Source organism: Vibrio sp. 16, assembly GCF_963681195.1.
GTDB classification, from domain to species: Bacteria; Pseudomonadota; Gammaproteobacteria; order Enterobacterales; family Vibrionaceae; genus Vibrio; species Vibrio sinaloensis_D.
Genome location: NZ_OY808997.1, coordinates 2321707 through 2348699, shown reverse-complemented (window position 1 = coordinate 2348699; position 26993 = coordinate 2321707). Strand labels below are relative to the sequence as shown.

29 protein-coding genes are annotated in these 26993 nt (G+C 47.0%); 20 read left to right on the top strand and 9 right to left on the bottom strand.

What is annotated here, in order from left to right:
- Positions 1-2: 2 nt before the first annotated feature.
- Positions 3-941 (bottom strand): hydroxymethylbilane synthase, encoded by a 939-nt coding sequence (gene hemC / locus U9J37_RS10720; protein ID WP_322413813.1) that lies wholly within the window; start codon positions 939-941, stop codon positions 3-5.
- Between the two features lie 336 nt (positions 942-1277).
- On the opposite strand from hemC, the gene U9J37_RS10715 reads away from it, so the two are divergent.
- Positions 1278-3806 carry a class I adenylate cyclase gene (locus tag U9J37_RS10715; RefSeq protein ID WP_005475629.1) on the top strand — a complete coding sequence of 843 codons (2529 nt, stop codon included), beginning with the start codon at positions 1278-1280 and terminating at the stop codon, positions 3804-3806.
- 44 nt (positions 3807-3850) lie between these two features.
- Here the strand turns inward: U9J37_RS10715 and cyaY are convergent, their stop codons facing one another.
- Positions 3851-4165: an iron donor protein CyaY gene (gene cyaY / locus U9J37_RS10710; protein ID WP_005475593.1), complete on the bottom strand. Its 315-nt coding sequence runs from the start codon at positions 4163-4165 to the stop codon at positions 3851-3853.
- Between the two features lie 75 nt (positions 4166-4240).
- Here cyaY and lptM point away from each other — a divergent pair, with 75 nt between their 5' ends.
- The 7 genes from lptM to U9J37_RS10675 all read left to right on the top strand — a co-directional run bounded on the left by lptM (position 4241) and on the right by U9J37_RS10675 (position 11415).
- Positions 4241-4357 carry an LPS translocon maturation chaperone LptM gene (gene lptM, locus U9J37_RS21365; protein ID WP_005475620.1) on the top strand — a complete coding sequence of 39 codons (117 nt, stop codon included), beginning with the start codon at positions 4241-4243 and terminating at the stop codon, positions 4355-4357.
- A gap of 38 nt (positions 4358-4395) precedes the next feature.
- Positions 4396-5649 (top strand): diaminopimelate decarboxylase, encoded by a 1254-nt coding sequence (gene lysA / locus U9J37_RS10700; protein WP_005475633.1) that lies wholly within the window; start codon positions 4396-4398, stop codon positions 5647-5649.
- 10 nt (positions 5650-5659) lie between these two features.
- Positions 5660-6490: a diaminopimelate epimerase gene (dapF, locus tag U9J37_RS10695; protein WP_038140637.1), complete on the top strand. Its 831-nt coding sequence runs from the start codon at positions 5660-5662 to the stop codon at positions 6488-6490.
- 22 nt (positions 6491-6512) lie between these two features.
- Positions 6513-7217, top strand: coding sequence for a DUF484 family protein (locus tag U9J37_RS10690; protein WP_005475618.1), 705 nt, complete (start codon positions 6513-6515; stop codon positions 7215-7217).
- Entirely contained in the window at positions 7189-8121 is a 933-nt protein-coding gene (xerC, locus tag U9J37_RS10685) for a tyrosine recombinase XerC (RefSeq protein WP_005475611.1), read from the top strand. Before U9J37_RS10690 ends, xerC begins: the two co-directional genes overlap by 29 nt.
- Positions 8118-8840, top strand: coding sequence for a 5-amino-6-(5-phospho-D-ribitylamino)uracil phosphatase YigB (gene yigB, locus U9J37_RS10680; RefSeq protein WP_005475646.1), 723 nt, complete (start codon positions 8118-8120; stop codon positions 8838-8840). Before xerC ends, yigB begins: the two co-directional genes overlap by 4 nt.
- A gap of 97 nt (positions 8841-8937) precedes the next feature.
- Positions 8938-11415 (top strand): bifunctional diguanylate cyclase/phosphodiesterase, encoded by a 2478-nt coding sequence (locus tag U9J37_RS10675; protein ID WP_005475612.1) that lies wholly within the window; start codon positions 8938-8940, stop codon positions 11413-11415.
- Here U9J37_RS10675 and U9J37_RS10670 read toward each other — a convergent pair.
- Positions 11412-12017, bottom strand: coding sequence for a tRNA-uridine aminocarboxypropyltransferase (locus U9J37_RS10670; RefSeq protein WP_043887348.1), 606 nt, complete (start codon positions 12015-12017; stop codon positions 11412-11414). The two genes, U9J37_RS10675 and U9J37_RS10670, sit on opposite strands and share 4 nt — an antisense overlap.
- A 1-nt stretch (position 12018) precedes the next feature.
- Positions 12019-13551: a COG3650 family protein gene (locus U9J37_RS10665; protein WP_005475624.1), complete on the bottom strand. Its 1533-nt coding sequence runs from the start codon at positions 13549-13551 to the stop codon at positions 12019-12021.
- Positions 13552-13589: 38 nt separating this feature from the next.
- Between U9J37_RS10665 and U9J37_RS10660 the strand changes: the two genes are divergently transcribed.
- Positions 13590-14069, top strand: coding sequence for an EVE domain-containing protein (locus U9J37_RS10660; RefSeq protein WP_043887347.1), 480 nt, complete (start codon positions 13590-13592; stop codon positions 14067-14069).
- Between the two features lie 52 nt (positions 14070-14121).
- Here the strand turns inward: U9J37_RS10660 and U9J37_RS10655 are convergent, their stop codons facing one another.
- Together U9J37_RS10655 and U9J37_RS10650 are read right to left on the bottom strand one after the other, a co-directional pair.
- Positions 14122-14949: a Cof-type HAD-IIB family hydrolase gene (locus U9J37_RS10655; protein ID WP_005475637.1), complete on the bottom strand. Its 828-nt coding sequence runs from the start codon at positions 14947-14949 to the stop codon at positions 14122-14124.
- 103 nt (positions 14950-15052) lie between these two features.
- A complete protein-coding gene (locus U9J37_RS10650) occupies positions 15053-16054 on the bottom strand; it encodes an alpha/beta fold hydrolase (RefSeq protein ID WP_005475588.1) in 1002 nt (333 codons plus the stop codon).
- A gap of 83 nt (positions 16055-16137) precedes the next feature.
- Between U9J37_RS10650 and rhtB the strand changes: the two genes are divergently transcribed.
- The 7 genes from rhtB (at position 16138) to U9J37_RS10615 (ending at position 22431) form a co-directional block, all read left to right on the top strand.
- On the top strand, positions 16138-16755 hold the full coding sequence (gene rhtB, locus U9J37_RS10645) for a homoserine/homoserine lactone efflux protein (protein ID WP_038140619.1): 618 nt from the start codon (positions 16138-16140) through the stop codon (positions 16753-16755).
- A gap of 18 nt (positions 16756-16773) precedes the next feature.
- Positions 16774-18012: an EAL and HDOD domain-containing protein gene (locus U9J37_RS10640; protein WP_005475601.1), complete on the top strand. Its 1239-nt coding sequence runs from the start codon at positions 16774-16776 to the stop codon at positions 18010-18012.
- A 125-nt stretch (positions 18013-18137) separates the two neighbouring features.
- On the top strand, positions 18138-18479 hold the full coding sequence (locus U9J37_RS10635; RefSeq protein ID WP_005475616.1) for a metalloregulator ArsR/SmtB family transcription factor: 342 nt from the start codon (positions 18138-18140) through the stop codon (positions 18477-18479).
- A gap of 23 nt (positions 18480-18502) precedes the next feature.
- Positions 18503-19504 carry an ArsJ-associated glyceraldehyde-3-phosphate dehydrogenase gene (locus U9J37_RS10630; RefSeq protein ID WP_005475641.1) on the top strand — a complete coding sequence of 334 codons (1002 nt, stop codon included), beginning with the start codon at positions 18503-18505 and terminating at the stop codon, positions 19502-19504.
- Between the two features lie 10 nt (positions 19505-19514).
- Complete coding sequence (locus U9J37_RS10625) at positions 19515-20021, top strand: cyclin-dependent kinase inhibitor 3 family protein (RefSeq protein WP_005475613.1); 507 nt, start codon at positions 19515-19517, stop codon at positions 20019-20021.
- Between the two features lie 73 nt (positions 20022-20094).
- On the top strand, positions 20095-21315 hold the full coding sequence (arsJ, locus tag U9J37_RS10620) for an organoarsenical effux MFS transporter ArsJ (RefSeq protein WP_005475591.1): 1221 nt from the start codon (positions 20095-20097) through the stop codon (positions 21313-21315).
- Between the two features lie 102 nt (positions 21316-21417).
- Positions 21418-22431, top strand: coding sequence for an acyltransferase (locus tag U9J37_RS10615; RefSeq protein WP_005475638.1), 1014 nt, complete (start codon positions 21418-21420; stop codon positions 22429-22431).
- On the opposite strand, the gene U9J37_RS10610 is transcribed toward U9J37_RS10615, so the two are convergent.
- Positions 22432-22761 carry a DUF2500 domain-containing protein gene (locus U9J37_RS10610; protein WP_038140609.1) on the bottom strand — a complete coding sequence of 110 codons (330 nt, stop codon included), beginning with the start codon at positions 22759-22761 and terminating at the stop codon, positions 22432-22434.
- Between the two features lie 327 nt (positions 22762-23088).
- Here U9J37_RS10610 and U9J37_RS10605 point away from each other — a divergent pair, with 327 nt between their 5' ends.
- The 4 genes from U9J37_RS10605 to U9J37_RS10590 all read left to right on the top strand — a co-directional run bounded on the left by U9J37_RS10605 (position 23089) and on the right by U9J37_RS10590 (position 26038).
- Positions 23089-23457 carry a hypothetical protein gene (locus U9J37_RS10605; RefSeq protein ID WP_005475608.1) on the top strand — a complete coding sequence of 123 codons (369 nt, stop codon included), beginning with the start codon at positions 23089-23091 and terminating at the stop codon, positions 23455-23457.
- A gap of 938 nt (positions 23458-24395) precedes the next feature.
- Positions 24396-25019 (top strand): lysoplasmalogenase, encoded by a 624-nt coding sequence (locus tag U9J37_RS10600; protein ID WP_005475639.1) that lies wholly within the window; start codon positions 24396-24398, stop codon positions 25017-25019.
- A gap of 66 nt (positions 25020-25085) precedes the next feature.
- Positions 25086-25319, top strand: coding sequence for a YecH family metal-binding protein (locus tag U9J37_RS10595; protein ID WP_157607885.1), 234 nt, complete (start codon positions 25086-25088; stop codon positions 25317-25319).
- A 134-nt stretch (positions 25320-25453) separates the two neighbouring features.
- Positions 25454-26038 carry a YhgN family NAAT transporter gene (locus U9J37_RS10590; RefSeq protein WP_005475609.1) on the top strand — a complete coding sequence of 195 codons (585 nt, stop codon included), beginning with the start codon at positions 25454-25456 and terminating at the stop codon, positions 26036-26038.
- 38 nt (positions 26039-26076) lie between these two features.
- On the opposite strand, the gene U9J37_RS10585 is transcribed toward U9J37_RS10590, so the two are convergent.
- On the bottom strand, positions 26077-26343 hold the full coding sequence (locus U9J37_RS10585) for a DUF1145 domain-containing protein (protein ID WP_005475595.1): 267 nt from the start codon (positions 26341-26343) through the stop codon (positions 26077-26079).
- 10 nt (positions 26344-26353) lie between these two features.
- On the bottom strand, positions 26354-26956 hold the full coding sequence (gene rsmD / locus U9J37_RS10580; RefSeq protein ID WP_005475597.1) for a 16S rRNA (guanine(966)-N(2))-methyltransferase RsmD: 603 nt from the start codon (positions 26954-26956) through the stop codon (positions 26354-26356).
- Positions 26957-26993: the final 37 nt, after the last annotated feature.

The window sequence follows — 26993 nt, the reverse complement described above, 5'->3', positions numbered from 1 at the left end:
GATTACTCGTGATCAGCGTAGAGCTTGGTCAGAATTTCGCGGGCACCCTTGTCAAGCAACTGATTTGCCAAGGTGACGCCTAAGTTTTCTGCGTCAGCTCGCGCGCCTTTGATTTCACCGCGGACAATCTCTGAACCATCAGGCTCGCCAACCAGAGCTCTCAACCAAATCTCATCACCGTCTAGTAGTGCGTAGCTGCCGATCGGAACTTGACATCCGCCTTCCAGTGTTAGGTTCATTGCGCGTTCGCATAACACGCGATCGGCGGTGTCTTGGTGATTTAATGGCTCTAGGAGCTTGATTAAGCGCTCGTCGTCGAGGCGACACTCGATGCCAACCGCACCTTGTCCTACCGCGGGTAGGGATTGCTCTGGTTCAATAAAGCTACGAATGCGCTCTTCAAGTTCTAGGCGTTTCAATCCCGCTGCGGCGAGAATGATTGCGTCGTACTCTCCGGCATCAAGTTTTCCTAAGCGAGTGCCTACATTGCCTCTTAGCTCTTTGATGACCAAGTCTGGTCGATACTCTTTAATCTGACATTGACGACGTAAGCTACAGGTGCCGACAACCGCTCCGTGTGGCAGTTCGTCAATGTTGTTGTAGGTGTTGGAGACAAAAGCGTCGCGTGGGTCTTCTCGTTCACAAATCGTGACTAGCCCAAGACCTTCTGGGAAGTCTACTGGAACATCTTTCATCGAATGGACTGCTAAATCAGCACGGCCTTCTAGCATGGCGACTTCAAGCTCTTTGACAAATAGGCCTTTGCCCCCCACTTTCGCTAACGGTGTATCAAGAATGATGTCACCTTTCGTTACCATCGTTACTAACTCTACTTCAAGGCCTGGATGAGCGGCTTGTAGAGCGTCTTTTACAAAGTATGCTTGCCATAGTGCGAGAGGACTTTTTCGTGTAGCGATACGAATTGGAGAAGATTGAGTCATGATGTTCTGCTAGTGGTTTTAAATAATGCTTAATCCTACCACTGTACGTTGAAAAGTATTACTGCAATCTCGCGAGGAGGGAGGATGGTAAGCGAGCTAGCATAAAATCATCAAAAGAGTGTGATTAATGTCTCGTTTGTATGATTCGCTATTATAATTAACTTAGGTTCCGTACCACACTAATGCCACAGTGGTTAATGACGGATTATAATGTCGATTCGATCGTACAATTCTTTACCAATACAAATAAAAGTGTTAGATTGATCACATTTCAGCGGTGCTTTAGAACGCTTTTTGTTCAGGGTACACGATAGGTAAATAACCAAGGACTCTCCCTTGCAGGCTTACACGAAAACGTTAATTCAAAGACTTGATAACCTAAACCAGCAACGTACTGAACGTGCGCTGGCTCTTATGGATTTGCAAAGTCAGCGTGTATTCCACCTTATTCCTACCTTACTGCATTTCAATCATCCGGTTATTCCCGGTTACTACGATGATCACGTTCCTTACGGTATTCGCCAATTTGAGTTTAATGATGTTCAGCGTCAGTTTGTTGATGACACCGAACTGACGATAGGTCAATCATTAGCTACTAGCGAAACGCCGGCCATACTTGGTCTATACACCATGGGCAGCACATCCTCGATTGGCCAAAGCACTTCAAGTGATTTGGATATTTGGGTTTGTGTGTCGCCGGACATGGATAAAGATGCACGAGAGTCTCTGACTAACAAATGCCTATTGATTACTGATTGGGCACAAACTCAGGGTGTCGAAGCGAACTTCTTTTTAATGGATGAGGAGCGTTTTCGTTCCAATCATTCGGAAGAGATGACGGGCGACAACTGTGGTTCATCTCAACACCTGTTGTTACTTGATGAGTTTTATCGTAGTGCGGTGCGCCTTGCTGGTATGCGCCTACTATGGCAAATCGTTCCTCCAGAAATGGAAGAGTGTTATGACGATTACGTTCACGATCTTTGCAACAAAGGCTACATTGACTGCTCACAGTGGATCGATTTTGGTAAATTGAATCGTATTCCAGCGGAAGAATATTTCGGCTCTAACTTGTGGCAGTTGTACAAAAGTATCGACTCGCCTTATAAGTCGGTGCTGAAAGCCATTTTGCTTGAAGCATACTCTTGGGAATACCCGAACACTCAGCTATTAAGCCTTGATACTAAACGTCGTTTTTTTGCTCATGAGCCCGATCTTTATGGCATGGACGCGTATTACTTAATGCTTGAGAAGGTGACCCGATACCTAGAACGTATTGGTGATGATACTCGTCTTGATTTGGTTCGCCGCTGTTTCTATCTGAAAACGCATGAGAAATTGTCTCGCGAACCAAGCGTTGGCTCGGTGGCTTGGCGTCGTGAAGCGCTGCGTGACATGGTCAACAACTGGGGATGGGATGACAGCGTCATTCGTGAGTTAGACGATCGCCGTAATTGGAAAGTTGAGCAAGTCAAAGTGGTGCATCACGCATTACTTGATGCGTTGATGCAAAGCTACCGTAATCTGATTCAATTTGCTCGACGCAATGACATCACGTCCGCGATTAGTCCTCAAGACATCAGTATTCTGGCGCGTAAGCTGTATGCGGCATTTGAAGTTCTACCGGGTAAAATTACCTTGTTGAATCCGCAAATCTCTCCAGATTTGCACGAGCCCGATCTGACCTTTATTGAAGTTCGTCCTGGACGCACCAATAAACAGGGCTGGTACCTGTACAAGCAGCCGCTTACCCCGCACCGCATTATTGGTCAATCTCCGCTAGAGCATAACGAATACCTCAGTAAGTTAGTCGCTTGGTCGTTCTTTAATGGCATGATTACGGAGTCGACACGTTTGCATTCTGTCGTCCGTGATGCGCATTTAGACATCGACAAGTTCTATCAGATGGTGAGTGATTTACGTAACACGTTTTCGCTGCGTAAACGTCGCCCAACGATGCAAGCCCTAGCCAGCCCTTGTGAAATTAGTCAGCTCGCGATGTTCATCAACTTTGAAGAGGATCCAACGGCTCAGCTCGGTGGCAAATCTCTAAAGCTTGATCCAAAGAGCATGGATATTTTCAGCTTCGGACCTGAGCAAAAGTGTCTGGTAGGCAGTGTCGATTTAGTGTATCGAAACTCATGGCAAGAAGTGCGCACGCTTCACTTTAAGGGTGAAACAGCGATGCTAGACGCGCTGAAAACCGTATTAGGCAAAATGCACCAAGATGCGTTACCGCCTGAATCGGTGGATGTGTTCTGCTACAGCAAGAACTTGCGCGGCGTGATGCGAAACATGGTTTACCAACTGCTTGCCGAGTGTATCGATTTACGTTTGAAACCGGTGGAGCAAGAGAAGCGTCGCCGTTTCAAAGCGTTGCGTATTGGGCAGCAAACCTACGGCTTGTTCTTTGAACGTCGTGGCGTGTCAGTACAAATGCTTGAAAATTCAGTCGACTTCTACCGCAGTATCTCAACGAATAAACTGAAGGGCTCGCCGCTGCTGATGCTCGATAAAGAGCAAGATCATCCGTTGCCAGAAATCGTTGATGGATTCGCCAGTGAAGGTCTCGTTCAGTTCTTCTTTGAAGACAACGAGCAAGGTTTCAATATCTATGTGTTAGATGAGTCGAATCGGGTCGAAGTTTATCACCAGTTTAGCGGCGAAAAAGATGAGATGATTGCGAGTGTAAACGGCTTTTACACGTCGTCTCAGGATGATAGCCAGGTTGCATCTAAGTTTATTAATTTTAACTTGCCGCAGTATTATCAAATCGTTCGCCCAGAAGAGGGTGAAGCCTATATCGTGCCATATCGCAGCGATAGTGCAGGTTGTCCCAAGCCAAATAGAATTGTAAATGCGTAAAAAAGGCCATCATCATGATGGCCTTTTTTGATGTACCGTTGGGTTTATTCCCACTCGATCTCTTCTGCGCAGTGCTTTTCACATTCTTGCTTTACCATCGCAATCAGCTCTAAGCCTGTTTTAGAACAGATCCATTGATCATTTTGCAGAGAAAAGTGGAAGCCGCCAGACTTAGACGCCAACCAAACCTCTTTCATTGGCTCTTGGCGGTTAATGATAATCTGACTGCGGTCTTCAAACTCGAGCGTCATCACGTTGCCAGACGTTTCATAGTCGATGTCCGCACCTGAATCATCAATCATTTCTTCGATGATTTGCATTTTTACATCCACCAACTGATGAAATTCAGTCTCGTTCATCCTATCTATCCTATTGCTTTTCCTGAGTGTGGTGCGATTATAGGGGGCATTGATGAAATAATCACGATAGAACCGATGAAAAAATCAATCTTAGCGCTGTTTGTCGTCTCCGTACTGGGTTTGGCTGGTTGTGGCCAAACAGGTTCGTTGTACATGCCAGATGAAGCGCCTCAAAATGAACAATCTTCATAATAATGACTAAGTAATATCAGAATATAAGGGAAAGCACTTTGGATTACTTCAACTATCAGGATGATGGCCAACTCTGGGCCGAGAACGTCGCATTGTCTGATTTGGCTCAGCAGTACGGAACCCCACTATACGTATACTCTCGAGCAACGCTGGAGCGCCATTGGAACGCTTTCGATAAATCGGTTGGTGACCATCCTCACCTTGTCTGTTACGCGGTGAAGGCGAACTCAAACCTAGGTGTTTTGAATGCGTTGGCGCGCATTGGGTCGGGCTTCGATATCGTCTCTGGTGGTGAGCTAGAGCGTGTGATTGCCGCAGGCGGTGATGCAAGCAAGGTGGTCTTCTCTGGGGTGGGTAAAACCGAGCAAGAGATGCAGCGCGCGCTTGAGCTGGGGATTAAGTGCTTTAACGTTGAATCTGAACCTGAACTTGAACGCTTGAATAAAGTCGCGGGACAGCTCGGTGTCAAAGCGCCTATCTCCTTGCGCATCAACCCTGATGTTGATGCCAATACGCACCCTTATATTTCTACTGGTTTACGTGACAACAAGTTTGGTATCGCGTTTGACCGCGCTCCCGCTGTATACCAATTTGCTGCGAGCTTAGAGAACCTCGATGTGAAAGGCATTGATTGCCATATCGGTTCTCAGTTGACGGACATCGAACCTTTTATCGATGCAACAGATCGCCTGCTTGCCCTTATCGATGACTTGAAAGAGCAAGGCATTGACATTAAACACCTTGATGTTGGTGGTGGCCTTGGTGTGGTATATCGCGATGAAATGCCGCCGGAGCCATCCGACTACGCGAAAGCATTATTAAGCCGTCTTGATAACCACAAGCACCTTGAGCTTATCTTTGAACCGGGTCGAGCGATTGCCGCGAATGCCGGTATCTTGTTGACCAAAGTTGAATTCTTAAAGCACACAGAACACAAAAACTTTGCCATCATTGATGCTGCAATGAACGACTTGATGCGCCCTGCGTTATACCAAGCGTGGCAAGATATCGTCCCTGTCGCTCCTCGTGAAGGGGAAGCAACAGAGTATGACTTGGTCGGGCCAATTTGTGAAACGGGTGACTTCTTAGGTAAAGACCGTCGCTTAGTTTTAGAGGAAAATGACTTACTGGCCGTACGCTCTGCTGGCGCTTATGGCTTCGTGATGTCTTCAAACTACAACACTCGCGTGCGTGCTGCTGAAGTGATGGTTGATGGCGATCAGTCTCATCTTGTGCGTCAACGTGAAGAGCTGTCCAGTTTATGGGCACTAGAAAACATTCTTCCGGAGTAATTGGACCTGTATGCATTTCCATTTTTCTAAAATGCATGGTTTGGGTAACGACTTTATGGTCGTGGATTGCATTACCCAAAACATTTTTTTCTCGCCCGATTTGATCCGCCGTTTGGCGGATCGTCATACAGGGGTTGGCTTTGACCAACTGCTGGTGGTTGAAGCGCCTTATGATCCTGAAACCGACTTCCACTACCGGATTTTTAATGCCGATGGCAGTGAAGTAGAACAGTGTGGTAACGGCGCCCGCTGCTTTGCCCGTTTTGTCCGAATGAAAGGATTGACGAACAAATACAGCATTAGCGTGAGCACAAAGAAAGGCAAAATGGTGCTCAATATTGAAGAGGATGACCAAGTCACCGTCAATATGGGTGTGCCTGAGTTTGAACCAAACAAGATCCCATTCAAAGCCAAACAAACGGAAAAAACCTACATTTTACGTGCCGAAGACAAAACGCTTTTCTGTGGCGCAGTGAGTATGGGTAATCCGCATGTGGTGACCGTGGTGGATGATGTTGCCACCGCCGATGTGGAAACCTTAGGACCACTGCTTGAGTCTCACGAGCGTTTTCCTGAGCGGGTCAATGCTGGCTTTATGCAGGTGATTAGCCGCAACGAAGTGAACCTGCGTGTTTACGAACGCGGTGCGGGTGAAACACAAGCGTGCGGCAGTGGTGCGTGTGGCGCCGTCGCAGTCGGTGTTGTTCAAGGTTTGCTGGATGAACATGTCACCGTGCATTTACCAGGTGGCGACTTAAAGATCAGTTGGAAAGGGCCGGGTAAACCTCTGTTTATGACAGGACCTGCGACTCATGTTTTTGATGGGCAGTTGAGCTGCTAAATCACACAATCAAGGAATCAACGTGTCTCAAATTGAAGCGGATGCTCTGACGGAAGAAGTCATTGCAGAATACTTACGTGACAACCCCGATTTTTTTCTGAGTCGTCGTGAATTAGTGGACCGCCTTGCGCTACCCCATCAAGAGCAAGGAACGGTGTCGCTTGTGCATGTACAATTGAACCGTCAGCGTCAACGTATTGAAGAGCTCGAAGAAGATATCACTTCGTTGATGTCGCTTGCTAAAAGTAACGATCAAACCTTCCACGAGTTTATGGCTCTGCAGGAGCAAATCCTAAAATGCGATTCGTTGTTGTCAGTCGTTAAAGCAATTGAAGAGATGGCAAAGTCTTTAGGTTTGGTCGCGTATGTGCGTCTACTGGAGTCTGAATCAAGCTATTACTCATTGGCGAAAGAGTCCTACCTGCGTTTTGCTACCAACCATTTGAATGGCAAAGAGGCTTACTTGGGGCGCATGCGCAAAGCGGATCGAGAGCTCCTATTTGGTGACAACCATCGCGCACCAGAGATGGGCTCTTATGTCGTGCTACCATTAAAGAGAAAGTCGTTACAGGGCGTATTGGCGTTTTCCAGTACCGATGGTGGGCACTTCCAACCGCATATGGATACTCTTTTCTTACGCCATTTAGCGTTGGTGCTTTCTCATTTAATTGAGTCTCTTCCATGGCAATGTGAACAAGATGAGCGAATCAGCAACACCTCTTCCTAATGGTCTACAAAAGCCCCTTGAACGCTTCTACGAATATCTACGAAGTGAGAAGGGGTTAAGTCTCCACACTCAACGCAACTACAAGCAGCAACTTGAAACCATGGCGCAGCACCTCGTACAACTTGGTCTGAAAGATTGGTCTCAAGTTGACTCTGCGTGGGTAAGACAGTTGGCGAGTAAAGGCATGCGTGATGGCATGAAGGCGAGCAGCTTAGCGACTCGACTCTCTTCTTTACGCAGTTTTTTCGATTTTCTTATTTTGCGTGGAGAGATGAGCGCGAATCCCGCCAAAGGCGTGTCTGCTCCGCGCAAGAAGCGCCCATTGCCAAAAAACCTCGATGTTGATGAGGTAGGGCAACTACTCGAAGTAAACGAAGATGATCCGTTGTCGATTCGCGATCGCGCCATGATGGAAATGATGTATGGAGCAGGCCTTCGTCTGGCGGAGCTCGTGAGCATCAATGTGAAAGACGTCAGTTTTTTCTCCGGTGAAATTCGTGTCGTTGGTAAGGGCGACAAAGAACGTAAAGTGCCTTTTTCTGGCATGGCGTCTGAGTGGGTCGGCAAGTGGATGAAAGTGCGTGGAACCTTGGCAAAATCCGATGAGCCCGCGCTGTTTGTGTCTAAACTCGGTGTGCGTATTTCTCATCGTAATGTTCAAAAGCGGATGGCAGAGTGGGGACAAAAGCAGGCAGTCGCCAGTCACATCAGTCCACATAAACTGCGCCACTCTTTCGCAACCCATGTTTTGGAGTCGAGCAACAACCTGAGGGCCGTCCAAGAGCTTTTAGGACATGAGAATATCTCGACGACGCAAATCTACACCCACCTAGATTTTCAACATCTAGCAGAAGTGTACGATCAAGCCCATCCACGAGCGAAAAAACGGAGCAACAAGGAATGATTTTTTATCGCCAACTTGGCCCGATTCAGGCAATGACATTTGATTTGGATGATACCTTGTACGACAACCGTCCGGTCATTCGTCAGGTGGAAGCAAAAGCGATGGCGTGGCTGCATCAGCATCATCCTGTCTCTGCGACACGTTCTTCTGATTGGTGGCGAGCGATAAAGCGTCAGGTGCTCAGCGACGATGCTTGGCTCAAAAATGATGTAACGGCTTGGCGATATCAACAGATCCTGACCGGACTGATGGAACTGGGTTACAGCCAAGCGCAAGCGGATTTAGCTGCCAGTGAACTGATTGAGCGAGTGCTGGAATTTCGCAGTGATTTTACCGTTCCAGATGAATCGCATCAGGTGCTGGCTCAGCTCGCGTCAGTGATGCCGCTGGTGGCAATCACGAATGGCAATGTGGATGTCGATAAGATTGGCTTAGCGGGGTATTTTTCGTTAATTCTTAAGGCGGGGCCAGATGGTTATGCGAAACCGCACCCGCAACTTTTTGACAAAGCGGTGCAATTTTTAGATTTGCCTCGCGTTTCGATATTGCATGTTGGCGACCATGTTGTTACGGATGTTTTGGGCGCTAAAAACAGTGGATTGTCCGCTTGTTGGTTCAATGACCAGTTTCAATCCATCTACGACCAGCCTAGAGCAACAACTTTGCCCGATGTCGAGGTGAAACGATTGCAAGACTTACTACTTTTGAGTGAGATTTAGGCACATTCTTACAAAATAATCGCTTTTCATCTGCCGAGACATAGATTAGGTTATATTCAGAAGAGATCTCATTATATCAACGTCTTAGGCTTATAGAATGCGCACTTACTCCGCGCTGGTTTTTGACAACCAGCAATTGATGACGTTTATCAATCAACTGCCCAAAGGATTAGGTAGTTCGAATTTAGTACAAATATTGTCGACTCAACCAGCGACGATCGCGTCTCGATATGCGGCTTATATCAAGCAAGTTCTCCCTGACAGCGAAGTGATTGGGCATAGCACTCGGCATGTGGTGTATGAGAGTCAAATTCATCATGGTGGGACGTTGATTTGTGTCGCTCAATTTGAACACACGCAATTCTCTTCTTTTTCTCTAGATCTGAATGATGACCCAGAGCAAGATGCCTGCACGGTCATTGAGCAGTTGGCGATTAATCAGAAGTCCAAAGCGATCATTAGCTTCTCTCACGTCACCAACAGTTGGGACTACAACCTGTACCAAGCGTTAGGTAAGCGATGCGATGTACCAATCTGTGGTGGATTGGCTGCGTCGGTGAATGGACGTAAGGAGTGGTTGCTGCATGGTGTGAAAACGTATCACAAAGGGGCGGTATTTGTAGCCTTACACAGTGAGGTGCTGCAAATTTGGCGTAATGCGTTTTCGGAGTGGAATACCATTGGTAGCCCTTTATGCGCGACCAGTGTTTCAAGCTCAATCTTACACACGATCAATCACAAACCAGCGCATGAGGTTTATCGTGATCGCTTAGCGGACGGTCGAGAGTTGAGTTTGGAGCAGATGCTGAGCTTTCCTCTGCAACTGACGAATCAACAAATCTGTATTCCTACGGCCATTTACCCAGACGGCAGCATTGAGTTCGATAAGCCGATTGAACTCGGCGATGAGCTGCAATTGTGTTACAACCACCCCTCACTGACATTGGAGCAAGTTGGGCATGATGTTCGCAACTTAGCTCAGTTTAATCCGCAAGCCATTTTTATCTATAACTGCGAATCTCGGCTCGAATTCATCGAAGGGATGAGTGAAATCAAACCCTTCGATAAGTTTGAATCTTGTAACGGCTCTTATTGTATGGGCGAGCTTTTCAGAGAGAAGCATCAAGACGTGTTGCACCATAGCATGACTTATCTTGCCCTCAGTGAAGACTCTCGCCGACCGCCTATCGACCTTTCAGAACAAACCGAATCGTACCCTATCTCTCCGCTTTTTCACTTAATTCGTTATTCCATTGAGGAGTTGGATGAGGTGCGCCTTGAGATGGAACGCAAGCTCGCTGCGCAAACCGAAAAACTCATCAACAGTTACCGATTGGACAAACGAACCGGATTGAAAAACCGTGTGGCCTTGCAAGAAGCGCTGAAAGTGGTGGCGCCTGATGAACATGTGATCACGCTTAAGCTGTCAAATTTTCACCAAGTGAACGAGAAGTATGGCTATCAAGTTGCCGATGAACTCATCAGTGATTTGAGTGACCACTTTGTTGACCGTTTGTCGAGCCGTCACGGCTCTGAGATGGTGAAGAGTCTTTACTACATTGGCACTGCGGAATGGGCGATCGTCTTTCACTCTCAGCAACCAAGCGATTTGATCAAACAGGAGTTCTCTCAGTTTGCTGATCAGATAGAGCACATCAACTTTGAGCCGTATGGGCTACCTGATGTCGACTACTTATCTGTTTCGATTATCGGTGGGATTGCGAGTGTGGCGGATTTTCCTGATGTGACGGGGGATGAGCTTCTACTCAAAGCGATTGATGCTAGGCGCCGTGGCAAAGAGCGCAACACCCACTTTATGAACGCGCGCGATTGCGGCACGACGATGGAAGAGCACCAAGACCGATTAGGCTTAATGGGCAGTGTCAGTCGAGCGATTCTCAATCAACGTATTATTACTTATAGCCAACCAATCTTTGCTGCATACAGCCGCGAGCAAATTTCCCAAGAGTGTTTGGTGCGCATTGAAGACGATGGAGAGATCATTTCCCCAGGACGTTTTTTACCGATCATCGAAGGGACGCATCTTTACACGCGCTTGAGCCGATACATGATGACTTCAACGTTAGATTTTATGGCGGATAAACAGGAGTCATTTTCCATCAACTTATCGCCACAAGATATGTTGAGCGATCGAACGCTCTCGATATTGGAGCAGGCGGTGAGAAAGCTTAATGATCCAAGCCGACTAGGGATAGAAGTGCTTGAGTCAGAGCAAATCAAAGACTTTGCGCGGATGGCCGAAGTGTGTGGTCACTTTAAGAAGATGGGCGTGCGTATCTTGGTCGATGATTTTGGCTCGGGCTACTCCAATATCGATGAAATCATTCGTCTAGAGCCCGATGTGATTAAGCTCGATGGCAGCTTGATTAAGACCATTGATGTCGACAACAAACAGCGCCAAATCACGGGGCAGTTGGTGCAGTTATGCCAAGTACTGAATGCCAAAACAGTGGCGGAATTTGTTCATAACCCGAAAGTGTGCCAAATCGCCGAAGACTTAGGTGTCGACTACCTCCAAGGCTTCCACTTGGCTGAGCCGACACGCTTATTCTAATTGGAGCGGTAGGGATGACCGCTCTTATCCGCTTTGAACACCCGCATATAATGGGCGAGGAAGTGGATGAGGCTATCAGCTTGGTTCTTCCCGCCTAACTCTCTTATCACCTCCGCCGCGACTTCCAAAGTGCATAGATTGCCTTGCGATTGATTTCGTCTTAGTTGATAGACAGAAGCGTGAGAAGGCATGATGTGGACTAAGGGGATATCCGCAAGCCACGCGCTTTTTCTCAGCATCTTCTTTGCTTCCTGCCACGTTCCATCAAGGATAATAAACAGCGGTATTTTCCCTTCTAGCGTGGCTTGATCTTGCGCGCTACTGACTGGATGGCTTACGTCATTGGGAAACAGCAGTACAGGTAAATAGCGTTCATCTTTGAGTAACGCGAGCAAGTTCGGGCACGGTGAGGTGCGTTGCCAAACATGTTGGCTACTGCTAGGCAAAGATTTGAGCAACCACTGGCCGGTATTGGTATCACGCGTGAGTTCATTTTCATGCATCAATAGCGCGATATGGGCATCGACCGACACTTGAGGCAATTGAGCGCAGACGCAGTTATGCAGCAGTCCGCACTCGGGGCAAGGGGTTGAGGCTACCATGTTATAGCGTCACTCCTCCTTGGAATGGGGTTAATCCATCAGAAAACAGCTGAACTTGGCTAATTTCGTCATAGTTTGCAGTAGGAGCCGTGCTTGGGTTGAGTGGGTAGCTAATGCCATCGTACTGCATCACATGCTGGTTAGGCACCGCGCCGCCGCCACTCACAAACAGCACTAAGTCTTGCCATTGGTGATGCGTTTTCTTGCCTAAGTTAATCGGTGTTTGCACTAGCGTAATGCGGCTATTGAAGCGCCATTTTTGTTGATGGCTCTCAAACACTAGTAGGGTGCAACCGCCAGAACCGCACCAATCGAGTTGCGCTAATAGCTCTTGGTTGCCATCTCCATTGAGATCGTAGGTGAGCCAACGGTAGCGAGTCCCCGTAGGGTCAGTTTTATGCTGTTTGAAATATTCGCGCAGCGCCTTGTCTACGGCAGGATTGTACTGGTCGCTGGAGGGGACTTTATCCGCAGAAAGCGAACGCTGGTTGGCAATCGTCTCAGTGCTGGAGGTGGCTTTGGTTTTAAATAAGGTTAAGCCGCCATTGGCAATGTCATAGACCACGTCACCGACCTTTTCTTGTTGGGTTGATAGCTGGTAGCCATCGCGCAGATACAAGCGCTCTGACAGCAAAGGTTGTCCCTGTAAGTGAGTGCCTACAACCTGTACTTGCTGGGGAGAAAGCTGCTGCCAGTAACCTTTTTCGACAGTATCGGCATCACCGCTTGGGTAACGATAGACGGTGGCGGCAGTGTGGTCGGGGTTCAAAGTTAAGGTGACGCTGAATGGGTTACTTTTTACCGCTTGGGCTTGGTAGGTGGCCACCCAGTCCTGCGTAGCATCTTGGTTCGCGAGGGTTGCGCAGCCATGATAGGTTGTGTTGTCGAGCGTGAAGGTCGATGTCCAACCGTAAAGGCTGTCACTCATGCCATCGACACAGCTCTGTTGCCGCAACTCCAAGCTACCCCGGCTAAAGGTATAGCGGCGGTTTTCTATCTCGATACGACTGGAAGTGATGGCCAACGATTGATCGGGCTTGCCGATCTGGCTGAACGTCAGTTCGCCTTGGTTAAACTTAACTGACCATGATGGCTCAGTGCCAAATGCGTGTGTGGACTTCAATGGTCGATCGCAGCGGTTTGGGTTTTCCGCACTCAGCAGGTTGACTTGGTCCACGACAAAGCGCGCGGGGTAATCGGAGGCGAAGCCATCTTTGCCTGCTGGGGCAAGGTGGCCGATCACTTCACCATAAAGGGGTTCGTAGGGAGCACGGACCAGAGTGAGTCCTTGATTAAAGCGGTCACGAGGAAGGTCGAGCCAATATTGCTGCTGACTGCCACAGGGCGTGATTGAGCTGACTTCATGCCCCAGTACCACTTGGCCGCGCATCACGAAGGTTTGCGGCTTGATTGACGTTGGGTTGCTCAGCGTTGCCGTCGGCTGCGGTGGCGTCTCTGGCGTCGTTGCATTCATCGAGCAGGCTTGGAGCGTCAGTAAAGTCGCCAGTGCGACTGGGTTTTGCAACGCCTTCATGCTATATCTTCCTCATACGAAATTCATCGGAAGCTATTATGGCATATTGGTTATTTAAAACTGAACCGGACACCTTCTCTATTGACACTCTTCGCACACAAGAGACCTCTTGTTGGGAAGGGGTACGCAACTATCAAGCAAGAAATATGATGCGTGATGATGTCAAAGAGGGAGACTTAGTGCTGATTTATCACTCCTCGTGTAAAAAGGTGGGAGTTGCGGGTATCGCGAAAGTGATTCGAGAAGCATATCCAGATCATTTTGCCTTTGACGCTGATAGTGATTACTACGATCCGAAGTCGACGCCAGAAAACCCTCGTTGGGTGATGGTTGATATTGAATTTGTCCGTAAAACCGAACGCGTCATTCCGTTGAGTGTGTTGAAAGCGATGCCAGAGCTCGAGAATATGCCTTTGGTTAAGCGAGGTAATCGCTTATCGATCATGCCGGTAACAGATCAAGAGTGGCAGGCCATTTTGGGAAAGGAGAAACTGCCAAGCCAAAGGGATGCAGGGTAAACAAAGCGGCGAAAGTGAAAAAGGCTGCCAGTGGCAACCTTTGACTTTGTTATTAGATAAGATGCGCTTTCAGGTAGTGAGCGACAGCGTCATCGGCGTTGCTACCGATAACTTCATTGTTTGGTAGCGCATCCATCACTTTGTGGTGAGAAGTCCCCATCACAAGCCCTTTCCCTGCCATTGAAAGCATTTCGACATCATTCATGCCATCACCAAAAGCAATGCAGTTATCGAGGGTAAGCCCGCGAGACTCGGCGACTGCCTTTAAAGCTTCACCTTTGGAGACATCCGCAGCCATAACTTCTAAACACCAAGGGGTAGAGAAAGCGATGTTGAGTTGATCACCGAAGGTTTCGCGAAGTTTATTTTCAAAGACGACTAAATGGTCGTGATCCTGCTCTGGATGGGTAAAGAAGATCTTAGCGATGCCATCGGTTGGGGCACGTTCCGCGTTAAAGCGTTTGTAGGAAAAACCAGATTCGCTGTGGAATTTTGCTAACATTTCGTCGTCACGATCCAACAACCAATCTTCATTTTGGTACATGTGGATAAAGATGTCTTGATCCTGTCTGATCACATCGATCACATCTTGTACTAAGCCTTCTGGTACGTTTTTGCTGTACATCAGCTGATCATTTTGGTCGTGGACGCGGGCACCGTTGGAGGTGATCATATAAGCCGGAATCCCCGCAATTTCGCGAATCCCAGCAACGTCGACGTGATGACGACCAGTAGCAAAGATGAACGTCAAGCCCTTCTGATGAAGCTCCTTCAGCGTTTGTTTCGAGAAGTCACTCAGCTGGTGGTTTGGAGCTAGAAGAGTCCCATCTAAATCTGATGCGACGATGTGAAAAGGCGTTTCTTTGCGTGTGTCGGTCATATCACCCTCATTAACAACTATTGGCGACCCGAAATGGGTTAAGCAACCAGTTTACTTGAAGCGAAAGGGGAAAAAGAGGGTAAAGATCACTTCTTGGCTTTTCCTATTTTTGCCGCTGATGCTGCTCGAAGAACATCATCACGGTGTCTAATGCATCATTGCGATAGTCATCTTGCTCAAACAGCACCTCATGTCGAGATCCATATAAAATCTTCATCGCACATTGAGTGTTGGTCTTGGCGAGCTTCTTCATAAAGCGGATTTGATCTTGATTGCAGACGATTTGGTCTTCACTCGCTTGCAGCAAGAGCAGGGGTACATTGATGTGACGGGTCATCAAGAGACATTGTTTAGAAGCCATTAAGCCTTGCCATACCCAGCGAGTACTGGCGCCACCAATTTGAATCTCTGGCTTTTGATCGTAAAGGGCACGAAACCAGTGATAACGCACATGGCTTTGGCTAAGTAGGTTACCCTCAAACGGTTTCGGGAAGTAGGCCACTTGACCCGGGGCAAAGGTCGGCTTGGGGTAAATAGCGGTGAGTATTTGACCCAATAGGGTGGCGATTGGTTTGATATGACTAGGGAGATTTACACCAAACATTGGTGCACTCAACGCCACGGCGTCAAAAGGGTGCTGAGGGTACGTTTGCACGTAGCGGGTGACGATATTGCCTCCCATGGAATGACCCAGCAGATAGCATGACTGATAATCGGCTAAGTCAAAGTGAGTGACCATGCGATTGAGGTCTTTTACGTAGTCGTCGAACTCATGCACGTAACCCATTTGCTTATCGTCAATCAGTCGGTCAGAGTAGCCTTGACCACGATGATCATACGAATAGATGTCGTACCCTTGCTGGAACAGGTCGTAAAACAGCTCTTGATACTTCCAAGTACACTCGATTCGACCATTAACGACAACAATTGCTTTGCGATGCTCAGGCTTGGTCAACTTCACCCAGAAAAGTTGGGTTTTATCAAAAGATCTCACCATGCCTTCTTCTCTAGAGTGCCATAGCTCAGCAATTCGACCATTGATTGCTTGCTCAAAATTCGACTCTTGAGTATAAGAAGCAGTAATGCTAGAGCTCGAGTTATTCATGGATTTTGTTAGCCTGAAGGGGTTTTGGTAAAACACAGCTAGATTATGTGTGGCTAGGTGCGTTTAGTCGAGAGGAAAACACAATGGATATACATGTTTGGTTAGCTTATGTGGTCACAGCGATCGTTTTTAGCTTGGCACCGGGTTCAGGAACCGTTAACTCTATCAGTAACGGCTTGAGTTACGGTACACGTAAGTCTGTAGCGGCTATCGCAGGGTTACAGATTGGCTTAGCTATCCACATTATGCTCGTTGGCGCCGGAATCGGTGCCTTGGTGGCGCAGTCCGCTTTTGCGTTCTCGGTGATCAAGTGGGTAGGCGTGGTGTATCTTGTTTGGCTCGGCATTCAAAAGTGGCGAGATTCAACGGGGCTCAATACGTCATCGGTTGCGCAAGAATTATCGGCTTTTACCTTGATGAAAAAGGCGGTATTCATTAACCTTACCAACCCTAAATCCATCGTCTTTCTGGTTGCCCTTTTTCCGCAGTTTATCGATCCGGCTCAAGACCAGGTCTCGCAACTATTGGTATTGGGTATTACTACGGTATTGATTGACTCTATCGTTATGCTAGGTTACACCACATTGGCTTCTCAGATGGGGCGCTTTATTCGCTCGGATCGTATGATGGCGAGAATCAATAAGCTCTTTGGCTCCATGTTTGTGGGCTGTGGAGCGCTTTTGGCGACTGCTAAAGCATAGACGACAGCAAGGACTTGAATGCAACGTATAACGCGCGATACCTATGTGGCTCGTCAGCCGATTTTTAACGCGAAGCGACAAACTTTAGGGTATGAGTTGCTGTTTCGTGACGGCGAAAACAATGCTTACCCCAGCCACATCGAATCGAATCGTGCGACCTACAGGTTGATTGTCGAAAATTTTTTATCGCTGGGCACCAACCCAGCGATTGACACTTCTCGTTGCTTTATTAACTTCCCTCAAGAGAGTTTGATACGTGGCTTACCTATGGTATTGCCCAAGGACAAGGTTGTTATCGAAGTACTGGAAACTTGCACGCCTAATGATGATCTCTACCTTGCGGTCAAAAAGCTCAGCCAAGCCGGTTACTTAATTGCACTTGATGATTTTGTTTACAGCGCTGAGTGGGAGCGCTTTTTACCCTTTGTGCAAATCGTCAAACTCGACATCATGGCGATGGGGCTGGAGTCAGCCTGTGACTTTGTAAAAGAGCGCATCGGCAAAGGGGTAAAACGCCGTTTTCTTGCCGAGCGTGTTGAGACCGAGGCGGAGTTTCTGACCACGCGTTCAGCAGGTTTTAGTTTTTTTCAGGGCTACTTTTTTGGTAAACCTGAAATCACTCGCAAAGGCTATTTAAGCCCAGAACAGCTGATTGCTATGGAGCTGTTTAAAGAGGTCTGCCAACCGGAAGTGGACTTCGTCAAGATAGAGAAAATTGTCGCTAAAGATGTGTCGCTGTCTTATCAATTGCTCCGTTTTGTTAATACCATGTCTGATCGTTTGGAAGTGTCCATCTCTTCCTTTCGCCAAGCGCTGATTTACCTTGGCCAAGATAAACTCAAAATTTTTGTCTCTTTAGCGGTGGCCTCGTTTGTTTCGACAAGGAAACCCAAAGAACTCTATAACCTGTCACTGCAGCGCGCTCAGTTTTGTCAGTTGATGGCGAACGACAACCCATTCAATGAATATCGTGATCAGGCGTTTCTTATTGGTCTGTTCTCGATGCTTGATGCGCTCATCGATGTCTCGTTGGATGAGCTGGTGGAACAACTCCCTTTGTGTTCATCTATCAAGCTTGCTCTCCTTGAGCGACAAGGGCCTTATGGTTTACTGCTCAAGGTTGAGGAGTGCTATGAACGCGCCGATTGGTATGGCATTAAAGAAGCGTGTCATCAGCTTAACCTCTCCGTTGACGATATTATGCCGAAAATTTCTGCCGCACAGCGCTGGAGTCAAGACATCAATCGCGTGGTGTAATCTACACCGCTTCGCCTTTCCCATTTCAGTCAGTATGAAGCTTTTATGACACTGCCTCGCGTGTGTTGATCTCTACGCGTAAATAAATAAAGATATACGCATATCCATATATGAGTATGTTTTATATGTTACCGCATCAGTTTTTCAAACTATTGTCCGATGAAACACGTGTTCGCAGCTTAATGTTGATTGTACGTGAAGAGTGCTTATGTGTCGGAGAACTCACCGAAGCGCTGCAAGAAAGCCAACCTAAAATTTCTCGCCACCTTGCGCAGCTGCGTTCAAACGGGATTTTAGTCGATGTGAGACAAGGACAGTGGGTGTTCTATCGCTTGGCCTCGGGTCTGCCGGGGTGGATGAATAAACTGATTGATGATCTTGTTGCTTCAAACTGCTTGAAGGCGGAGTACCAACAAGACCTAGAACGATTACACGCGATTCAGGCTCGTCCTGTTTGCTGCCAATAATAGACAATGGAAGAGATAGCATTATGACGATTAAAGTAGGCATTAACGGTTTCGGTCGTATTGGGCGTTTGGCATTGCGCGCCGCGTTTGACTGGCCAGAGCTAGAATTTGTTCAAATCAACGACGTTGCAGGAGACACCGCAACATTAGCACACCTGCTAGAGTTCGATTCTGTACAGGGGCGTTGGCACCACGCTGTGACCGCAGAAGGCGATGAGATGATCATCGATGGAAAGCGCATTCAAACGTCGCAGCAGCGCGATATAGATGCGATCGATTGGTCTGGTTGCGACGTAGTGATTGAAGCAACGGGAGTTCATCGCGAAGGTGTTTTCCTCAATAAGTACTTAGAGCAAGGTGTGAAGCGTGTAGTCGTTTCTGCGCCGGTTAAAGAAGAAGGTGTGGCTAACATCGTGGTGGGTGTTAATGATGAAATCTTTGACCCAGCCGTACACAAAATTGTCACCGCGGCATCTTGTACTACCAACTGTATCGCGCCAGTTGTGAAAGTGATCAATGAGAAGCTTGGTATTGAAAACGCCTCTTTTACTACCATTCACGATCTGACTAACACCCAAACCATTCTGGATGCGCCGCACAAAGATCTGCGCCGTGCTCGTGCTTGTGGTATGAGCCTGATTCCAACAACGACGGGATCTGCAAAAGCGATTGTCGAGATTTTCCCTGAGCTCGAAAACCGCATCAACGGTCATGCAGTCCGTGTACCGTTAGCGAATGCTTCCCTGACTGACATCATCTTTGAAGTCAAACGAGATACGACGGCTGAAGAAGTTAACGCGCTGCTTAAACAGGCGTCAGAAAATGAACTGGCTGGCATTCTTGGCTATGAAGAGCGTCCACTTGTCTCGATTGACTACAAAGGCGATCAGCGCTCAACCATCGTGGATGCGTTATCAACTATGCTCGTTGGCAAACGCATGGTGAAGATTTACGCATGGTATGACAACGAAATGGGTTACGCGACACGTACGGCTGAGTTGGTCCGTAACGTGGGCATGGCGTAAGGGGGATAACATGACAGATTCTGTTCAGATTCACCCGACATGGCAACTGGATGTTGATACTGGTGCGTTAGTACTGACTCCTTGTCCTGGCACGAAAGGCGTTGAGCTCGAGGCGTCGCTGCAGCAGCTTAAAGAGCAAGGCGTTGCCGCGATTGTGACGGCGCTAGATGACGCCGAGCTTGCTAGCAAAGAGGTCTCTGAGCTTGGGACTTTGACCAAGCAGTTGGGAATGCAGTGGTTTCAAATAGAAATCGAAGATGATTGTGCCCCTGATGAAGACTTCGCTGAGAAGTGGCAAGCTGCAAGCCCTGAGCTTCATAAAATCGTCGATAGTGGCGGTAAGGTTGCGATGCACTGTATGGGTGGCTCGGGTCGTACTGGGTTGTTTGTCGCTCATCTATTGCTAGAAAAGGGCTGGTCGCTAGAAAGCATCATCACTCAAGTTCAAGCCCTTCGCCCAGGCGCGTTCACTAAGCCTGTTCAGGTTGAATACATTACCGCGGTTTCTACGTTGTAAGGCATTGGATCAGAGCTTTTGGAACATGGGTGTCCAAAAGCTCTGTGAACAGCACATTTGAGGATTTCACCTTATGTTCTCTACTCTCAGCAAGAGCGTGCGTCAATATATGTTGGTGACGTTCAACTACTGGAATTTCACCATTACTGATGGCGCACTGCGTATGCTAGTGGTGCTCTATTTCTACGATTTGGGTTACAGCTCGCTAGAAATCGCCTCGTTGTTTTTGTTCTACGAATTTTTTGGTGTGGTGACAAACCTCGTTGGTGGCTGGTTGGGGGCTAGACTGGGCTTAAACAAGACCATGAACCTCGGGCTAGGGATGCAAATTGTCGCGCTGGCCATGTTAGCGGTGCCTAGTGGTTGGCTGACGATTCCTTGGGTAATGGCCGCTCAGGCACTGTCTGGGATCGCCAAAGACCTCAATAAAATGAGCGCCAAAAGTTCGATTAAAACTCTGGTGCCAGACGAACAGCAAGGCGCGCTGTATAAGTGGATTGCAATCCTCACGGGCTCGAAGAATGCACTGAAAGGCGCAGGGTTCTTTGTTGGCGGCTTGCTTCTCTCTACCATTGGTTTTACCTATGCGGTGTTGACCATGGCGGCGGTGCTGACTCTGGTGTTTATTGGTAGTGTTCTCAGCTTAGAAGCGAATCTGGGCAAAGCGAAGACCAAGCCGAAGTTTAAGCAAATTTTCTCTAAGTCTGAGTCGATCAATATTCTTTCGGCGGCACGTATGTTCCTATTTGGTGCTCGTGATGTGTGGTTTGTCGTGGCACTGCCCATTTATCTCGGCAGCGTTTTTGGTTGGGATCATTCGTGGGTTGGAGGATTTCTTGCAGCTTGGACAATTGCTTATGGTGTTGTTCAGGGAGTTGCGCCCAAGATTACCGGCAAAGCACAAGGCAAAGTGCCCGATGGTCACGCCGCAATGCTTTGGGCTGGTGGATTAGCGATAGTCACCGCATCGATTGCTTACGCTGTTCAGATTGGCTGGCAACCTGAGTTCGTGATTGTCGGGGGATTGATGATTTTCGGGGCGATCTTCGCGGTCAATTCGTCACTTCACTCTTATCTGATCGTCAGCTATGCGAAAGGTGATGGTGTCTCTTTGGATGTCGGTTTTTACTACATGGCCAATGCTATGGGGCGTCTGATCGGTACGATTTTGTCTGGTTGGGTGTTCCAAATGGCTGGACTCGCAGCGTGTTTGTGGGTCTCGTTTGCCTTTTTAGCACTGACCACGCTTATTTCACTTAAGCTACCGAAAGTGAATCAAGTCGCGACGGCGTAAACGCAACCTCCGACCTTCTCATGACTAAAAGCTGACCAAGCTTATACCTTGGTCAGCTTTTTTGTTGCTATATTCAGAGGGTTATAACACTGAGGTTGAATAATGAGAGAACGTGTCCAGTTTTTTGACTTGCTGCGCTGCGTGGCGGCTGTGGCTGTGATTGCCATCCATGTGCTAGCGCCGTATCGCCATGAACTGGGAGTCATTCCTTTTGACGAGTGGTTTACGGCTGTTGCAACAAACGGAGTGACACGTTGGGCTGTTCCTGTGTTCATTTTGATCTCCGGCGCTTTGATGTTGAGTGATAAGCGACCTTTTGATCCTCACTACTATGTTAAGCGGCGTTTAGGGAAGGTTTTGGTGCCATTTCTTATTTGGTCGCTATTTTATGGTTATCTCTCAGGTTGGACAGCCAACGGTTTTGACGTCAAAGTTTCCCAAGAGGTTCTGCTCAATAGCCCTCAGCATGCGACCTACTATCACCTTGGTTTCTTTTACTACTTTATCCCGCTCTACTTTGTGATTCCCATCTTCCAATGGGTAGTGAAGCGCGAAGATGATACGCCACTATATTTGTTCACCGTCCTTTGGTTAGTTACAACGCTGCTTTACTTGATGGGGATTGATGGGTTTTGGAGTCATGAACTCTGGCTCTATAGTGGGTACTTACCACTTGGCTATATTCTATGGCAGAGAATACCGCTAACCAAACGCAGCGTAGCGCTAGTGAGCTTGCTTGGCTGCGCGGCGTTAGCCATTACGGTTTATATGGTGGTGACCAATAGCCTGGCAGCAGATAAATACACGGTTGGTCGCTGGTTGTCCTATAAAACGCTCAATGTGGTTGCGGCAGCTAGCATGGTCTTTATGCTTTGTCGATACTTTGGTGAAGGGTTATCTGAGCGAGCTCAGCACGTGATTAGTTTTATTAGCCAGCACAGTCTTGGGATTTATATTCTTCATCCTATCTTTTTATGGCCAATGAAAGAGTATGCTTGGTATCAGGGGCACCCAGGTTGGGTGATTCCGGTGTGGATTGTGTTGAGTGGCGGAGGAGCACTGTTTACCAGTTGGTTGTTGTCTCGCTCCGCTAAAACAAGATGGTTGCTTCCTTAGTTAACGCTTTAGCGCAAAGTGCAGGAATTTGTCACCTTGGTAGGTGAGTGTGCCTTTGTCTCCGGGGTTAAGTGCGTGGTAATAATGGATGCCAATTTGGAATTCACGCTTTGGCCCCAAACGCCCTTTCTGAACGTATATCCAATATTCTTGATCATCTTGCCCTGGTGCTGGGTCCTCAATTTCAATCGCTTGCTTATCCAAAACGGTCACTTCAGCCGTTTGCTCTGGAGCTCCTTGCCCTTGAATATGCTTACTAAAAAAACGCTGGAATGCCCAAGCACTCACTAAAATGAACACAAGAATCGCAACAATCAGTGTGATTGGCATGATGAGATCTCCCTTCTAATGTTGGCTATTCTAGCGGTTATTTGTATTAGAGATGAGGCTTGGCGCAATTGAGTGATAAGTTGGTGCGTATCTTGAATGATTTATTAGACGCACATCACAAGGGATTGGGAAAATTGTCAGTATCCTGATATAGCTAGTAATTGATTCCTTTACATTAATTTACTAGGGGAACAATTTTGTCCAGCAATGAAAAGGGAGATAATAATTCGCAGTGACTGTAAGAACAAAGGCTAACCAAGAGTGGAGACTCGAAGTTGTAAAAGGCTTTGTTTTGCCCCTAAACTTTACTAGCGATGGAGGGAAGCCATGTCTGATATAGAGAAAGTTGTTATCCGCACACGTAAGTTGGAAAAGCTGCTTCGTACCCAGTATCACGCGGAAGGCAAAGGACTTCATCAACTTATCACCAGTTGTGAAGAGCGATTGCCTCACGATGTCATAAGTAAGCTGCGCTATATTGCGACCATTCGCAATAAAGTTGTGCACGAAGAAGACTACAAACTCGATAGCCAGAGAGATTTTTTGACCACGTGCGATGAGTGTGAAAAAGAGCTGACTCCGCGTAGCAGTCGTTTTGTATGGCGGGCGGCCATCACCTTGATGACACTCATCACTGTCGCGGCATTATTTTTCTATTATGCACATTGGGATGTTTTATCGAAGCATTTACAATAAACGCCAGAAAAGTGGGACATTTTAGGGTTGGAGAGTAATTAGACGTGTGTCTAGTTATTGAACTGAATCTGATCGTTTTATCTGCTTTGTAACAAAAAGGGACGCGAAAGCGTCCCTTTTTGTTTTCTGTAATCTGACTAGTACATCATCGGCAGCGTCATTAGGCCAACAACAACCGCGATCATTACAAGTCCTTGTTTTTGTGAAGAAGTAATCATAACACTGCTCCTTAATAGTGATGTTTAACTCTATGCTTTTTAGAATAGCAATGTTTTTATGGTTTGATCAAGTTTTTCTTTGCTTACTGCTTAAAAAATCAAATTTAAACTTGTACTTATGGGTTTATTTAGGCATTTTTTCAATTTTAAATCGTTACTTTTGAGCTGGTTTTTATTTGTTCTTATGTCGTTGTTTTGCATTTAACCTGTTGTTTTAATTCAAATATAATCTATATTTATTTGTGTTAATAAAAGGTTTGTTGTTCTTTTGGGGCTTAGTTGTCTCTTGATGTTGATATTTTAGAGTTTGTTGTAGGTTTTGCTGGTATTTTCTTGGTGGATGAGAATTGATGTCATTATTTGGTTTGTTCCATTAGAGTATGAGTGATAAAACTGGAAGTAAAACGAGAGGAAAGGGTGCTTCTAGTTTTTGTGTTTTTTTATTTAAGTTGTTGTTTTATAGTTGTTTATTCTTGTTTTTCTTGTTTGTTTTTTCGTTGAGCAAGGAGGGTTTTGTTACTATCCTATATTTTCATCCTTGTCGGTGTATAAAATGGTCTTTTTGGGGCTTTTAATCGGCTGGCGCTGGCCCTGACCTGATATTGCAGATAGAAATGCAAACGTGTAGAAGCATAATCGAGATCCAAGTTTTACTTTCCCACTCTGGACATATGAAGCGCCCTCCCTACACTAGCGACTCAGTTTAAAAGAGGTGGTCGCATGTGGAGTTGGCTTTCAGTCGCACTATCAGGTTTTATTAGTATTTCAGCCAGTGAAAGCAATCAGAAGATGCAAGCAGCGGTGTTTAAAACGCTGACAATGTTCATGCTGGTGGTCATGCTATGGAGCCAAGAAAGCCTGGTTGGGCTTGCTGCATGGTGGGTGACGCTCGGGCTTATCATTTCTGCGCTCGCGGACAGTCTCTATCTCTTTAATAAGCACAAGCGACTCTGCTTTTCGGCGTATATCGGCGCTCAGCTGTGTTACAGCACTTCTTTTTGGCAGCAGTTGTCAGGGGAAATTGTGTGGTGGTTACCAGCCATGCTTCTTGCCATTGGTATTGTGGTGTTTTTCCTAATGCTACCTAAAATCGATAAACTGATTTTCCCCGTTGTGATCATGGGGATGATGCTGCTGCAGTTGAATTGGGCTGCGGGAGAGGTTTGGTTGTTTTCAGGCACCGTGTCTGGCTCACTTGGTTTTCTTGGTACCATTATCCTGACACTTTCTGCAGGCTTGCTTGCGGTTCATGATTATCGACATCCGATAGCCTTTGGCCGTTATCTCATCTCTGGTAGCTACCTACTGGCGCACGCTTTGATTACCGCTTCTTTGATTATCTAAAATCAAAGTTCTTTTCTCTGGTTACGATTATGCTTTGCCGCAATGCCATTGTCGGAGAAAGCAGTCATGACGGAAATACATGCACATAACGTTCTAAACTTACTTAGAGAAAAGCCAATGAGTGAGGCGGAGCTGCGTCAAGCAGTGAATCAAGAGTTCGGTGAACACGCGATGTTTCGAACCTGTAAATTGAATGGCTTTGACCTAGACGCGTTGCTGACGTTCTTTATTCAAAAACAGAAAATTGTCCAGCATGATAGTAAATGGTCTGTCAATATGGGTCGTGTGTGTGGTCATTGATCGCTGTAAGTACGCTTATTTAATCTCTATTCACTGAATCAATCTGTTTTGCCTCCAAATTAACGTGCGACGTTGCTATACTTCGCCGTCTTTTTGTTCATCTATTCAAACCGTGCTGCTTTGGGGGCTAATCCATGGATATAATTTCTGCCGCGACTATGTTGTTTCTCATCATGGACCCGCTAGGCAACTTGCCGATTGTGCTGTCTATACTGAAGCACTTAGATCCGAAACGTCGCCGCAAAGTGTTAATCCGAGAGCTTCTATTTGCGCTGGGTATTTTGATGCTGTTCCTCTTTGCAGGAAAGAGCATCCTCAACTTCCTTCACGTTGCACCAGAAACGCTGAGTATCTCGGGCGGGATTATTCTCTTTATCATCGCAATCAAGATGATTTTCCCAACGGGCGGCAGTATTGTTGGCTTAGCGGCAGGTGAAGAGCCTTTCTTTGTTCCGATGGCGATTCCAATGATTGCAGGGCCATCGGTAATCGCTGCGCTACTGCTGCTTTCTAGTCAGCACCCCGACAAGCTTTTAGAGTTATCAGCTGCCGTACTGTTAGCTTGGGGAGTGACGTTTGTGGTATTGATGTTCTATGGTTTCTTCCATAGGATTTTGGGCGAGCGCGGACTCAAAGCTATTGAGCGTTTGATGGGACTTTTGTTGATTATGATTTCAACCCAAATGTTCCTCGATGGTGTAAAAAGCTATTTAGGTTAAGAGATAAAAAATGCCGCGACTTCGCGGCATTTTTGTTCTTAGGACATGTATTTACGTCGGATATCGAGCAAGGCAAAGATACCAAAAATAAGAATCGACCATTTTTCCCATTTGCTCATGGCGATCTTATCTCCAAACGCTCCGATGAATATCAGCATTTGCAGACCGTGCATGAACAACAGGAACGCCGCCATAATATAAAGCGCGATAGCGGCATTGCCTGGAAAGGGCATAAAAATGTTGAGAACCAAAATAAACCAAACAAAGCCAATAGCCGCTTTGGCGAGTAGTAGTAATGCTTTCATGACGACGTCCTTACGAGTCTTGTTGTCGCTCAAATAGTCGGTAGCACACTTGGCCAGCCGTCTTTTCTCGATACAGTTGCCAGTGTGCCGGAATCGACTCTAATGCCAACTCTTTTTCTGTTTCAATATAAATCATCGCGCCTTCCGCCAGCCAATTATTCTGCTCCAGCAAGGCCACGGTTTCGTCGAGTAATCCTTTACGAAACGGAGGATCAATGAAAACCACGTGATGCGGCGTTCCTGGCTGTTTTAGAAAGCTCAACGCATCGGTGTTGTGTGCGCTAATATTGGTGGCCTTTAATGCGGTGATGTTTTGTTTGAGCTGTTTAAATGCCGCGGTATTGAGCTCTACCATGGTCACATGCTCTGCTTGACGAGACGCTGATTCAAAACTCAGACCACCGGAACCTGCAAACAAATCCAAACATTTGGCTTTGGGTACATCTTGCGCGATCCAGTTAAAGAGGGTTTCTTTAACGCGATCAGTCGTTGGGCGTAATCCTTCTGCATCATGGACAGGCAGCTTTCGGCCTCTCCATAAGCCACTAATGATACGAACGAAGCCTGTGGATGGCTTTTTTTGTGATGTGTTTTGCTGGCGACGTCTTACCATAGATTTTTTGACCGCTAATAAAGTGATACTATACCCA

What these genes read in the sequence shown, in the direction of transcription:
- U9J37_RS10630 (WP_005475641.1), top strand. Translation starts at nt 18,503, where the DNA reads ATGACGATTAAAGTAGGCATTAACGGTTTCGGTCGTATTGGGCGTTTG.
- U9J37_RS10605 (WP_005475608.1), top strand. Translation starts at nt 23,089, where the DNA reads ATGTCTGATATAGAGAAAGTTGTTATCCGCACACGTAAGTTGGAAAAG.
- hemC (WP_322413813.1), bottom strand. Translation starts at nt 941, where the DNA reads ATGACTCAATCTTCTCCAATTCGTATCGCTACACGAAAAAGTCCTCTC.
- dapF (WP_038140637.1), top strand. Translation starts at nt 5,660, where the DNA reads ATGCATTTCCATTTTTCTAAAATGCATGGTTTGGGTAACGACTTTATG.
- U9J37_RS10585 (WP_005475595.1), bottom strand. Translation starts at nt 26,343, where the DNA reads ATGAAAGCATTACTACTACTCGCCAAAGCGGCTATTGGCTTTGTTTGG.
- U9J37_RS10600 (WP_005475639.1), top strand. Translation starts at nt 24,396, where the DNA reads ATGTGGAGTTGGCTTTCAGTCGCACTATCAGGTTTTATTAGTATTTCA.
- U9J37_RS10640 (WP_005475601.1), top strand. Translation starts at nt 16,774, where the DNA reads ATGCAACGTATAACGCGCGATACCTATGTGGCTCGTCAGCCGATTTTT.
- yigB (WP_005475646.1), top strand. Translation starts at nt 8,118, where the DNA reads ATGATTTTTTATCGCCAACTTGGCCCGATTCAGGCAATGACATTTGAT.
- cyaY (WP_005475593.1), bottom strand. Translation starts at nt 4,165, where the DNA reads ATGAACGAGACTGAATTTCATCAGTTGGTGGATGTAAAAATGCAAATC.
- U9J37_RS10595 (WP_157607885.1), top strand. Translation starts at nt 25,086, where the DNA reads ATGACGGAAATACATGCACATAACGTTCTAAACTTACTTAGAGAAAAG.
- lptM (WP_005475620.1), top strand. Translation starts at nt 4,241, where the DNA reads ATGAAAAAATCAATCTTAGCGCTGTTTGTCGTCTCCGTACTGGGTTTG.
- U9J37_RS10675 (WP_005475612.1), top strand. Translation starts at nt 8,938, where the DNA reads ATGCGCACTTACTCCGCGCTGGTTTTTGACAACCAGCAATTGATGACG.
- xerC (WP_005475611.1), top strand. Translation starts at nt 7,189, where the DNA reads ATGAGCGAATCAGCAACACCTCTTCCTAATGGTCTACAAAAGCCCCTT.
- rsmD (WP_005475597.1), bottom strand. Translation starts at nt 26,956, where the DNA reads ATGGTAAGACGTCGCCAGCAAAACACATCACAAAAAAAGCCATCCACA.
- U9J37_RS10635 (WP_005475616.1), top strand. Translation starts at nt 18,138, where the DNA reads ATGTTACCGCATCAGTTTTTCAAACTATTGTCCGATGAAACACGTGTT.
- U9J37_RS10655 (WP_005475637.1), bottom strand. Translation starts at nt 14,949, where the DNA reads ATGACCGACACACGCAAAGAAACGCCTTTTCACATCGTCGCATCAGAT.
- U9J37_RS10590 (WP_005475609.1), top strand. Translation starts at nt 25,454, where the DNA reads ATGGATATAATTTCTGCCGCGACTATGTTGTTTCTCATCATGGACCCG.
- U9J37_RS10615 (WP_005475638.1), top strand. Translation starts at nt 21,418, where the DNA reads ATGAGAGAACGTGTCCAGTTTTTTGACTTGCTGCGCTGCGTGGCGGCT.
- arsJ (WP_005475591.1), top strand. Translation starts at nt 20,095, where the DNA reads ATGTTCTCTACTCTCAGCAAGAGCGTGCGTCAATATATGTTGGTGACG.
- U9J37_RS10650 (WP_005475588.1), bottom strand. Translation starts at nt 16,054, where the DNA reads ATGAATAACTCGAGCTCTAGCATTACTGCTTCTTATACTCAAGAGTCG.
- U9J37_RS10610 (WP_038140609.1), bottom strand. Translation starts at nt 22,761, where the DNA reads ATGCCAATCACACTGATTGTTGCGATTCTTGTGTTCATTTTAGTGAGT.
- U9J37_RS10625 (WP_005475613.1), top strand. Translation starts at nt 19,515, where the DNA reads ATGACAGATTCTGTTCAGATTCACCCGACATGGCAACTGGATGTTGAT.
- rhtB (WP_038140619.1), top strand. Translation starts at nt 16,138, where the DNA reads ATGGATATACATGTTTGGTTAGCTTATGTGGTCACAGCGATCGTTTTT.
- U9J37_RS10665 (WP_005475624.1), bottom strand. Translation starts at nt 13,551, where the DNA reads ATGAAGGCGTTGCAAAACCCAGTCGCACTGGCGACTTTACTGACGCTC.
- U9J37_RS10660 (WP_043887347.1), top strand. Translation starts at nt 13,590, where the DNA reads ATGGCATATTGGTTATTTAAAACTGAACCGGACACCTTCTCTATTGAC.
- U9J37_RS10670 (WP_043887348.1), bottom strand. Translation starts at nt 12,017, where the DNA reads ATGGTAGCCTCAACCCCTTGCCCCGAGTGCGGACTGCTGCATAACTGC.